Raw genomic sequence first — 10,656 nt, 5'->3', positions numbered from 1 at the left:
CATTCGCCACGCGTCGTTGAAGCTAGCTGAACACCGCAGTACGGATGAGAGGCGAGTTTCGCATTGATTTCCGAAACGATGCTCGAAGCCGAGCAGAAATTTGTTCGTTCCGGCGTGATCGGCGTCGGAGGCGCGTGCCTTCAGGCTGCTGAAGCGACGACCGATGAATTGTCTGGACGCAATATCGAGAATGCGCTCCGACAATGGGAGGCGGGACACGCGGAGTTTCCCCATGCGGCTGTCGCGGCCCATTATCAGACGGTCGGGCGTAACGGGGTCCGGCCCCACCTGGTCGCCATGCTGCAAAACTTCCATGACAACAACCGTGCGCATCATGTTCTCGGTGCCTGGCTACCGATGACATTCGATGCTCAGAATGGCGACTATCTGTCATATGTCGGGCTCGACTATTTCGACCAGGTCGTCCGGTCCGATGACGCGCAGCGCGTGGACGCCTTCGTTGCTGCCGCGGCCATGGACCTCGCGTTGCTGGAGGCGCGAGCCTTCGGGAGGTCGGCACACGCCCCCCAGGTGGTCCGGACGCGCGCAGTGACACGGGTCGTGACCCAACTCGACAGGCTCGCACCCGATTTCTCGCTCGATCCTTCCGTCGTTGCGGCCGGTCTTGCGGCGCTGGCTCAGCCGGGCGCCGACTACAGTTCGTTTGCTTCACACGCCGCGCCGGCGCTGAACGGCGTCCCCGAAGAGATCGGAAGTGCAGTTCGGCTGACGTTGTTGCCGACGACGCGCCTGCACGACGAGCAGATGTTCATCCGCTGCATCCAGATCTTCGAAGGTCTGTATCGGCAAGTCGTGACAGCGATTTCGATGGCGATCCGTGACCTGCGCCACGGTCTGGCTGCAGCGGCAAAGAGTCGCCTCGACCGGGCGTCGATCCGCCTCGAAGCGGTGCCTGCGCTCTTCCGGGTTCTCACGACGATGCCGGTTGACGCCTTCTCGATTATTCGCGGCTTCACCCATGGGCGGAGCGCGGTGCAGTCGCGCGCGTTTCGTGAGGTCGAGTTCGCCTGCGCTCCAATCGATCCCCGTGACTTCGAGCATGTTGGGAAGGTCGATGTCGGGGACACTACGTTGCAGGACGTGTATCTCTCGATGCGGAAGACGCATCCGGATGCACTCGTTCTCGAGGAGGCGATGCGGCGCCTGGACCGTGCGTGGGTTGCGATGAAGCGCGGCCACTGGGGCATCACCCTGAAAGTCATCGGAACGGTACCTGGCACCGGCGGTACGGCAGGCGCGTCGTATTTGAAAAATGCTGCGATGATGTCACTCTTCCCGCGGCTGTCCGAGGTGGCGTGAACATGAGCGATGTCAACCATCGAGTGAGAAAACAAATCATGGGATACATCGTGTCCCAATCTATTTCAGCCGTCTGTGAACTGGGTGTGCCCGACCGATTGGCGGACGGTGCGTGCTTGCTCGGCGATCTCGCGGCGAGTGTGGGCGCCGACGCCGACGCACTCGGTCGATTCCTGCGGGTCCTCGTCGCGGAAGGCTTGTTTGCGGAAGTCGGTGGAGGGCGATTTGCGTTGACGGAGGCCGGTGAGCTTCTGCGGGCAGACGCTCCGGGCTCGCTACGTCACTTGGTCGGCTTGATGTCGAACGAGGCCTACCTCGTGTGGGGGCACGCAGCGCATTCGATCCGGACGGGGAAGGAATCGTTTTCAACGGCGTTCGGAAAGCCGTACTTCGAATGGTTGTCCGAGAATCCGTCGGCAGCCGATGAGTTCGCACGGGGCCAAGCAGGGCTGGTCGAGTTGCGTTTGCTGCCTTTGCTCGACCACGACTGGTCTGACGTGGGAACGGTCGTCGACGTCGGTGGCGGGACCGGCGCGCTGATCACCCGGTTGCTCGATCGGCACGCGCATCTACGCGGAGTCTTGTTCGATCTGCCTCATGTGGTCGCGGAAGCGCCGTCGACGTTTGGTTCGGCGGGCATCGGCGAACGAACGACAGTCGTGGGCGGAAGCTTCTTCGACGACGTCCCAGGCAATGGTGACGTGTACGTGCTGTCTCAGATTCTCCACGACTGGGATGACGCGTCCGCCGGCAAGATCCTCAGCAGTTGCCGGCAAGCGATCCCGCCAGGTGGACGATTGATGATTGTCGAGCAGGTCCTGCCGGAATCGGCGACAACCCACCCCATGGCTCTGCTGGATCTCCACATGCTGGTTCTCCTGGGAGGTCGTGAGCGCACGATCACCGAATGGCGCCGACTGTTGACCGACCACGGATTCACGCTGGATTCGATCACGCAAGGTCCCCGGTCATCCGTCATCGAAGCGGTTCCGGTGTGAGCTAGCTGCCCTCGCCCGCGAGGGCGAAGAGTCCGTCGTCGGTCTGCTCGACCAGTCCGTCGATCAGCAGGGAGTGGAGGGCGCGGTCGCGTTGGCCCGGATCGCCCGGCCACACCTGGTCGAGCCGCACGCGTTCGACCGGGGCGGAGCTTTCACGGAGCACGGACATGAGCTTGCCGCGCACCTGACGGTCGGTGCCGGCGAATTTCTGGACCTTCCGGCGCTCACCGGTGTGCGCGGGACGTCCGGCATCCACCCAGGCGCAGTTGGGGAGCGGGCAGCGGGCGCATTCGGGGGAGCGTGCGGTGCACACGGTGGCCCCGAGTTCCATCAGGGCCGCGGAGAACGTGGCGGCCCGCGCGCGGGTGCGGGGGAGCAGCGCGGACACGTCGGCGAGGTCACGCGTCGTCGAGGGATTTCCCGGCTCGGCGCGTCCGTGCACTGCCCTGGCGACCACTCGCCGGACGTTCGTGTCGACGACGGGGACCCGCTGTCCGTAGGCGAAGCAGGCGACGGCGCGCGCTGTGTAGGCGCCGATACCCGGCAGGCCGAGGAGAGTGTCGACGTCGCCGGGAACCACGTCGCCGTGTTCGGCGGCCAGCACACCTGCGCACTCGTGGAGCCTCAGCGCGCGACGCGGGTAGCCGAGTTTGCCCCATGCGCGCAGTACGTCGGCCTGGCTCGACGCGGCCATGCGGGACGGGACGGGCCAGCGCCGCACCCATTCCTCCCAGATCGGGGCCACTCGGACGACGGGCGTCTGCTGCAGCATGATTTCGCTCATCAGGATGTGCCAGGCGGTGACGCCGTCGCGGCGCCACGGCAGATCCCGGGCCTGTACGTCGTACCAGTTGATCAGCGCGGAGGAGTCAACGGCCACTTCGTCCTCACAAGTCCCTTCGTTCACGGGGGAAACAGATTTTCCGCGGTCGTCACACTCCCGTCGCGACGGTGCGACACGCCCGGTGCACAATGATCCCATGCCTAATTCCAACCCCGTGTCCGCGTGGAAGGCCCTGCGTCAGGGTAACGACAGATTCGTGAGCGGTACCTCGCTCCATCCCAGCCAGGGCATCGCCGATCGCGCGAAGCTCGTGGGCGGCCAGCACCCCACGGCCGTCCTGTTCGGATGCGGAGACTCCCGCGTCGCCGCCGAGATCATCTTCGACCAGGGTCTGGGCGACATGTTCGTCGTCCGCACCGCCGGTCACGTGATCGACGACGCCGTGCTCGGGTCCATCGAGTACGCAGTCGGCGTGCTGAACGTGCCGCTCATCGTCGTGCTCGGTCACGACAGCTGCGGTGCCGTCAAGGCGACTCTCGACGCCCTCGACGACGGCAACGTGCCGCCCGGATTCATCCGCAGCATCGTGGAACGGGTCGCGCCGTCGATCCTCATGGGACGCCGAGAGGGACTCAGCACCGTCGACGAACTCGAGGGCCGCCACGTGGTGGAGACCGGGGCCCTGCTCATGCAGCGGTCGCGCATCATCGCGGAGAAGGTGGAGAGCGGCGCGTGCGCCATCGCGGGTGTCACGTACAAGCTGTCCGACGGTCGCACCCACCTGCAGGGCGCCGTCGGTGACATCGGTGAGCTCACGGACTGACCGCGACACGCCGCACCCGCTGAGCCGTTGCCGCGCGACGCCGAACTACCGTTGACGTCGTGCTGGAACCGAATGGACCGTTGCCCCCCGAGATTTACTGGCGCCGCAGGGCGCTGGCGATCGGCGGCGCCATCGTCGTGTTGCTGCTCGTGGTGTGGTTGATCAACTCACTTCGTGGTGGCAGTGACTCCGAGACGGATCCGGCGGCAGCGAGTTCCTCGTTGACCACTCCTGTGTCGATTTCCCCGACAGCCTCGGGTTCGTCCACGTCCAGTGGCGGATCAGGCGGTTCCGGTGGCGGCGGCGGTGGCGCCGCTGCCGCCGGCGGGGAGGCCTCCTCGGGCACGTCCGGTTCGTCCGGGGCGTCGAGCAGCGGTGCCTCGAGCAGCGCTGCTCCGAGCGGTCAGCCGGTCGCTGCGGGACAGTGCCCGGACCAGTCGCTGGCCATCAAGGTGGCCGCCGACAAGCCGACGTACCTGGCGGGTGAGGAGCCGAGCTTCACGACGGTCGTCACCAACATCGGCACCACACCGTGCGAACGTGATCTGGGCAGCAGCCTCCAGCAGGTGCTCGTCTACACGATCGACGGTGCCGTGCGGCTGTGGTCCAACATCGATTGCTTCCCGCAGTCCGCGGCCGACGTTCGGACCCTCGCGCCCGGCGAGCAAGCTCAGTTCACCGTGAAGTGGTCGGCCAAGACGTCCGCTCCCGACTGCCTGACGCAACCGGAACCCCAGCGCGATCCGGTGGGGCCCGGTGCGTACACCGTGGTCGGCCAGCTCGGTCAGCTCCGCAGCGCGCCGGAGCCGTTCAACCTCAGCTGATCCTCGGTGCGGGGTCGATGCGTGAGCGTCGATCGAATTCCTTGTCGAGGTCGGTGTGCTCGGGGTCGGTGAGCAGCGCCGCGAGGAGGATGCGGGCCTGACCTGCTCTGAGGTCGGTGGAGAACAGTGCACCCGCCGAGACGAGGTCGTGCCCGCCGCCCCCACCGCCGTATGTGGCGGAGGTCGGGCCGTTCGGCACGCGGGTGGTGACCACGACCGGGATCCCGGCGGACGCGCAGTCCCGCACCGCCTCGACGATCGCCGGGTTCGCGTTTCCGGATCCGAGCCCGTCGAGCACCAGCCCCTGGGCCCCGGCGGCTCGGCACGCGTCGATCTGGACGCGGTCGGCCCCTGGATAGGCGGCGACGATGTCGACGCGGGTTCCGGAGATCGGATGCCACGGCAGTGGATCGAGACTTCGCCGCGGGGTGGCACCGGCGGGGTGGACGGATCGAAACGCGTCGAGGGATGTCGTGTCGACCTTCCGCGTACCCGACGCCCGGTGCAGGGCGCCTCCGAACGCGATGATCACACCCGCTCCGCGCAGAGCGGGGTCCGATCCCGCGGCGACCGCGTCGGCCAGATTGGCCTGGGCATCGGATTCCGGGTGGTCGAACGTGCGTTGCGCACCCGTGAACACCACCGGCCGCGGGTCGGCGTGGTGAAGGTCGACCAGGAAAGCGGTCTCCTCCATGGTGTCGGTTCCGTGGAGCACGACCACCGCGTCGAGATCGGGATCGCGCAATTCCGCGGTGACGGCGTCGCGCACCCGGTCCATATCGGCGAACGTGATGCTCGAACTGTCCTTCGACATCACGTCGACGACACGGAGTTCCGTCCCGGTCCACGCACTGCCCAGCAGGTCCGGGCCGGTGACCACCGGCCTGCTGACACCCTGCCCGTCCCGCCTGCTGGCGATGGTGCCTCCGGTGGTGACGATGGCGACTTTCGGCACTGTTGTCCTCTCTCGCTATCCGGTCGGGCGGTCCGAGGCCAGGGTGCGGATGCGGTTCCGCGCGCCGAACCAGCCGATCACCAACAGTGGAGCGATGATCGCGATGGACCCGACGGTCCAGGTTCCGACGGGGTGATCGAACGCCATCAGTATGACGACGCACGCGAGGAAGGCCAGCGTCAGGAGCCCGGTGTAGGGGGCGCCGAACATCCGGAAACCGGGCCGGGTGAGTTTCCCTTCCTTGGCGAATTTCCACAGTTTCAACTGGCACAGCACGATCACGGCCCAGGCGCTGATGATTCCGAGCGCGGCGAGGTTCAGCACGATCTCGAACGCCTGCGCGGGGACGACGGCGTTGAGTCCGACGCCGAGCAGGATGACGAATCCGGTGAGGGCGATGCCGCCGTACGGCACTCCTGCCTTGTTCATCCGGGCGGCGAACGAGGGCGCCGATCCGGCCATGGCCATCGAGTGCAGAATTCGGCCGGTGGAATACAGGCCCGCGTTGAGCGAGGACAGCGCGGCCGTGAGCACCACGAGGTTCATGATCGCGTCGGCGCCCTGCACGTTGATGGAGCCGAAGAACGTGACGAACGGGCTCTCGCCGGCGTGGTACTCGGTATAGGGGAGCAGCAGCGACAGCAGCAGGACGGACCCGACGTAGAAGACCAGGATCCGGATGATGACCGTGTTGATCGCCTTGGGGATGACCTTCTGTGGGTTCTTCGTCTCGCCCGCAGTGGTTCCCACGAGTTCGATCGAGGCATAGGCGAAGACGACGCCCTGGATCACCACGACGGCGGGCAGGATTCCGTTGGGGAAGAGTCCTCCGTTGTCGGTGATCATGCTGAAGCCCGACGAATGTCCTTCGAGCGGCGTTCCGAACAGTACGAAGTAGATGCCGAAGCCGAGGAACGCGGCGAGGGCGACGACCTTGATGAGGGCGAACCAGAACTCCAGTTCACCGAACACCTTGACGGAGACGAGATTCAGCCCGAGGACCAGTACGACTGCGGCGAGGGCGAAGACCCATTGGTCGACGTTCCCGAGCGGTGCCCAGTACTTCTTGAAGAAGTTCATGTACAGCGCGACGGCGGTGACGTCGACGACTGCCGTCATCGCCCAGTTCATCCAGTACAGCCAGCCTGCGGCGAAGGCCATCTTCTCGCCGAAGAATTCGCGCGAGTACGACACGAACGACCCGGAGGTGGGGCGGTGCATGACGAGTTCGCCCAGCGCCCGCAGGATCAGGAAGGCGAAGAAGCCGCAGAGGGCGTAGACGAGCACGAGTGCGGGGCCGGCTTGCTGGAGGCGTCCGCCCGCGCCCATGAACAGGCCGGTACCGATCGCTCCGCCGATCGCGATCATCTGGATTTGTCTGGGGCCGAGCGCTTTCCGGTAGCCGAGGTCTTCCTCGACGAAGATGTCGGCGCCGGAGGTGTCGTCCTTCTCGATCGTCACGAGACCACCTCCGCGGCAGCGGCGACGGATGTCTGCCGTGGCGAACCGGTCGCTCTCAGGTTGGCGAGATGCTCGGGGCTGAGGAGGCGGTCGAGTTCTTCACGGTCGAGCAGACCGGCCTCGATCACGAGGTCGGCGACCCGGCGGCCGGAGACCAGCGCTTCCTGCGCGATCCGGGTCGAGGCGGTGTAGCCGATGTACGGGTTGAGCGCGGTGACGAGTCCGATGGAGTCCTCGACCCGGGCACGCAGCAGATCGGTGTTGGCCGTGATGCCGAGAACGCAGCGGTCGGCCAGGATCCGGCAGGCGGCGCCGAGGTGGCGCATCCCCTCGGACAGGGAGTGCACGATGATCGGTTCGAACGCATTGAGCTGGAGCTGCCCGGATTCGGCGGCCATCGTGATGGTGACGTCGTTGCCGATGACCTCGTAGGCCACCTGGTTGAGGACTTCCGGGATCACCGGATTGACCTTGCCGGGCATGATCGACGAACCGGCCTGTACCGGTGGAAGATTGATCTCGTTCAGGCCCGCGCGCGGCCCCGACGACAGCAGGCGGAGGTCGTTGCACACCTTCGACAACTTGACCGCGATCCGCTTGAGTACCCCCGAGAGGTGGACGAACTGACCGACGTCCTGGGTTGCCTCGACCAGGTCCGTGGCCAGGACGAGGGGGAATCCGGTGAGTTCCCGCAGCGTGTCGCACGCTGCCTCGGCGTAGCCGGCGGGTGCGTTCAGGCCTGTGCCGATCGCGGTGGCGCCGAGGTTGATCTCGTGGACGAGGAGAGCGGCCTCGTCGAGGCGGGTGCGGTCCTCGTCGATCATCACCGAGTAGGTGGCGAACTCCTGGCCGAGCGTCATCGGCACCGCGTCCTGGAGTTGGGTGCGCCCCATCTTCACGGTGTCGGTGAACTCGACCGCCTTGGTCGCGAAGGCCTCCTGCAGGACGCGCATCGCGTCGAGCAGGTCGTCGATCGCGAAGATCGTCGCGATGTTGACCGCGGTGGGGTAGACGTCGTTGGTCGACTGGCTGAGGTTCACGTGCTCGTTGGGATGGAGCTCCGCGTACTCCCCGCGCCCGTGGCCGAGGATCTCGAGTGCCCGGTTGGCGATCACCTCGTTGGCGTTCATGTTGGTCGACGTCCCGGCGCCGCCCTGGATGACGTCGACGACGAACTGCTCGTGCCAGCGGCCGTCGACGATCTCCCGGCACGCCTGCCCGATCGCGTCGGCCCGGCGGTGGTCGAGGATCCCGAGCTTCTCGTTCGCGGTTGCCGCGGCCCATTTGACGTAGGCGAGCCCGCGGATCAGATACGGGTTGGTGGAGATCGGCCGGCCGGTGATGGGGAAGTTCTCCACGGCCCGCAGCGTGTGGATTCCCCAGTAGGAATCCGCAGGCACTTGGCGGTCGCCGAGCAGATCGTGTTCTGTTCGCGTTTCGAGCACTTGATCATTCCTCACGGGGATTCGCGCGAGCCGTTGCTCTGCACGGATGCGGTGGACGGAGTCTGCTGCTCGAAGAGGTAGATTTCTCGGTCGAGCCACCCGGCTATCCACCTGCCAGGCTGTCAGACAGGTGTAATTGTTACCTCGCTCACTTGCAGGCGTCAACCCCGGGGTGTCCCGTATTGACGCTGCGGGTGGGGCGTGAGCAGAATATCCCCATGAACCTGTCAGACAGCTGGGCAGCCAGGCGTCCTGTGACGGCGCGGGTCAGCGCCGCGGAGGCGGTGCTCGCGGATCTTCGTGACGCGATCACGTCGGGTGAGCTGTCGGTCGGTGAACGACTTCCGTCCGAGGCATCCCTCGCGGCGCGGCACGGGGTCAGCCGGTCGGTGATCCGGGAGGCGTTGCGGTCGTGCCATGCGCTCGGGCTCACGGAGACGAAGTCGGGCCTCGGGACGTTCGTCGTCAGCGATTCGATCGCCCGCGACCTCGACTTCGGGAACTACGCGGCCAACGAACTCGTCGAGGCGCGCCCGCACGTGGAGATTCCCGCCGCCGGATGGGCGGCGCAGCGGCACACCGCCGAAGACCTGGCCGCCCTGCGCGGCCTCGTGGAGCAGATGCGGGACGAGGACGATCCCCTCGTGTGGGTGTCCCTGGATGCGCAGTTCCACGCGTTCATCGCCAGGACGAGCCGGAACCGCGTGTTCGAATCCGTGATCGTCGACATCCGCGAGGCCCTCACCCGGCAGTCCGAGACGCTGAATCTCGTTGCGGGGCGGCAGCAGAAGTCGAACGACGAGCACGACCGGATCGTGGAGGGCATCGCCTCCGGAAGCTACGACAAGGCCGCCCGCGCCATGGCCGAACACCTGGACGCCGTCCGGGTCGCACTGGAATCCGTGGTCGGAGAAGCAGGCCCGGACCGCCGGTAAGGACGGAGACAAGCCCTAGTCGTACGGCCCCGAGATCGACGTCTCGGCGAGCCGGGACAGGCCCTCGCGGATGTGCCGGGCCCACAGCCCGCCGATCCCCTCCACCGACTGCAGGTCGGCGGCGGTTGCGGCGAGCAGTGACTGCAGCGTCCCGAACGAGCCGACGAGCCGGTGAATCTGGTTGAACTGCAGTCGGGGAACGCGGGTGAGGACGCGGTAGCCGCGAGGACTCATCGGCGCCTCGAGCGCTTCGATGGTGCCCGGATAGCCGAACGCCCGGGCCAGCGTCGTGAGGTCGAGAAGGTCTGCGTCCGTGATCCTGTCGAGCGCGGAGAGCGACTTCGCGACATCCTCGGCGGGCGCCGGGCCGGTGCCGGCCAGGTAGTCGCGCACGATGAGTTCCCTCGCCACGTCGTTGTCGCCGACGAGTTCCTCGAGTTGCAGGGCGAGCTGACGCCCGTCCGTGCCGAGTTCGAGCACGTCCTGCTCGATCTCGACGGACACCCGCCGCACCATCTCCAGTCGCTGCACCACGGTCAGGGCGTCGCGGAGCGTGACGAAATCCTCGATCTCGACCACCGACAGCTGGCGGGTCACCTCGTCGAGCCGCGCCTTGTACCGCTCGAGGGTGGCCACCGCCTGATTGGCACGGGACAGGATCGTGGCGGACCCGTCGATGACGTGCCGGATGCCACCGACGTACACGCTGACGATGCTCATCGACTGGCTGACCGACACCACGGGGTACCCGGTCTGCATGGCAGTCCGCTCGGCGGCGCGGTGACGCGTGCCGGACTCGACGGTCGGGATCTTGTGGTCGGGGACCAGCTGGACGTTGGCGCGCACGATGCGGGACCCGTCGGTGGACAGGACCACGGCGCCGTCCATCTTCGACAGCTCACGCAGGCGGGTCGGCGCGAACTCCACGTCGAGCTCGAAGCCGCCGTCGCAGATCTCTTCCATCTGCTCGTCGTAGCCGAGGACGATCAGTGCGCCCGTGCGACCGCGCAGAATGCGCTCCAGGCCGTCGCGAAGTGCCGTTCCGGGAGCCAGCCGGGCTATCGTTTCGCGCAGCGCAGACGACGACTCGGCATCGTTCATCGCGCAATAC

Annotated in this window: 10 protein-coding genes; 5 read left to right on the top strand and 5 right to left on the bottom strand. The window is 66.5% G+C overall.

Features of this window, described 5'->3' with window-relative positions:
• Positions 1-63 precede the first annotated feature (63 nt).
• Both QM841_RS31160 and QM841_RS31155 read left to right on the top strand, forming a co-directional pair.
• Complete coding sequence (locus tag QM841_RS31160) at positions 64-1,320, top strand: tryptophan 2,3-dioxygenase (protein ID WP_283334949.1); 1,257 nt, start codon at positions 64-66, stop codon at positions 1,318-1,320.
• Between the two features lie 38 nt (positions 1,321-1,358).
• The gene (locus tag QM841_RS31155; RefSeq protein ID WP_283334948.1) at positions 1,359-2,318 is read left to right on the top strand and encodes a methyltransferase; all 960 of its coding nucleotides are present in this window, start codon (positions 1,359-1,361) and stop codon (positions 2,316-2,318) included.
• A 1-nt stretch (position 2,319) separates the two neighbouring features.
• Here QM841_RS31155 and QM841_RS31150 read toward each other — a convergent pair whose 3' ends face one another.
• Positions 2,320-3,198 carry an HhH-GPD family protein gene (locus QM841_RS31150; RefSeq protein WP_283334947.1) on the bottom strand — a complete coding sequence of 293 codons (879 nt, stop codon included), beginning with the start codon at positions 3,196-3,198 and terminating at the stop codon, positions 2,320-2,322.
• 100 nt (positions 3,199-3,298) lie between these two features.
• Between QM841_RS31150 and QM841_RS31145 the strand changes: the two genes are divergently transcribed.
• Positions 3,299-3,925, top strand: coding sequence for a carbonic anhydrase (locus QM841_RS31145; RefSeq protein ID WP_005244926.1), 627 nt, complete (start codon positions 3,299-3,301; stop codon positions 3,923-3,925).
• A 59-nt stretch (positions 3,926-3,984) separates the two neighbouring features.
• The gene (locus QM841_RS31140; protein ID WP_283334946.1) at positions 3,985-4,749 is read left to right on the top strand and encodes a hypothetical protein; all 765 of its coding nucleotides are present in this window, start codon (positions 3,985-3,987) and stop codon (positions 4,747-4,749) included.
• On the opposite strand, the gene QM841_RS31135 is transcribed toward QM841_RS31140, so the two are convergent.
• From QM841_RS31135 to QM841_RS31125, 3 genes are read right to left on the bottom strand one after another with little or no spacing between them, the layout of a single operon-like run.
• Positions 4,742-5,704: an asparaginase gene (locus QM841_RS31135; protein ID WP_283334945.1), complete on the bottom strand. Its 963-nt coding sequence runs from the start codon at positions 5,702-5,704 to the stop codon at positions 4,742-4,744. The genes QM841_RS31140 and QM841_RS31135 overlap by 8 nt on opposite strands.
• Before the next feature lie 15 nt (positions 5,705-5,719).
• A complete protein-coding gene (locus QM841_RS31130) occupies positions 5,720-7,165 on the bottom strand; it encodes an amino acid permease (RefSeq protein WP_280779097.1) in 1,446 nt (481 codons plus the stop codon).
• A complete protein-coding gene (locus tag QM841_RS31125) occupies positions 7,162-8,610 on the bottom strand; it encodes an aspartate ammonia-lyase (protein WP_283334944.1) in 1,449 nt (482 codons plus the stop codon). The genes QM841_RS31130 and QM841_RS31125 overlap by 4 nt, the downstream gene beginning before the upstream one ends.
• A gap of 218 nt (positions 8,611-8,828) precedes the next feature.
• Here QM841_RS31125 and QM841_RS31120 point away from each other — a divergent pair, with 218 nt between their 5' ends.
• A complete protein-coding gene (locus QM841_RS31120; RefSeq protein WP_283334943.1) occupies positions 8,829-9,545 on the top strand; it encodes a FadR/GntR family transcriptional regulator in 717 nt (238 codons plus the stop codon).
• Positions 9,546-9,560: 15 nt separating this feature from the next.
• Here the strand turns inward: QM841_RS31120 and disA are convergent, their stop codons facing one another.
• Positions 9,561-10,646 (bottom strand): DNA integrity scanning diadenylate cyclase DisA, encoded by a 1,086-nt coding sequence (gene disA, locus QM841_RS31115; RefSeq protein WP_009477522.1) that lies wholly within the window; start codon positions 10,644-10,646, stop codon positions 9,561-9,563.
• Positions 10,647-10,656 lie beyond the last annotated feature (10 nt).

It is taken from the genome of Rhodococcus sp. IEGM 1307 (assembly GCF_030056915.1).
In the GTDB taxonomy this organism is placed as follows: Bacteria; Actinomycetota; Actinomycetes; order Mycobacteriales; family Mycobacteriaceae; genus Rhodococcus_F; species Rhodococcus_F opacus_D.
Note: the sequence above shows the minus strand (reverse complement) of the source record. Positions and strands in the feature narration are given on the sequence as shown.

What these genes read in the sequence shown, in the direction of transcription:
- QM841_RS31155 (WP_283334948.1), top strand. Translation starts at nt 1,359, where the DNA reads ATGGGATACATCGTGTCCCAATCTATTTCAGCCGTCTGTGAACTGGGT.
- QM841_RS31145 (WP_005244926.1), top strand. Translation starts at nt 3,299, where the DNA reads ATGCCTAATTCCAACCCCGTGTCCGCGTGGAAGGCCCTGCGTCAGGGT.
- QM841_RS31120 (WP_283334943.1), top strand. Translation starts at nt 8,829, where the DNA reads ATGAACCTGTCAGACAGCTGGGCAGCCAGGCGTCCTGTGACGGCGCGG.
- disA (WP_009477522.1), bottom strand. Translation starts at nt 10,646, where the DNA reads ATGAACGATGCCGAGTCGTCGTCTGCGCTGCGCGAAACGATAGCCCGG.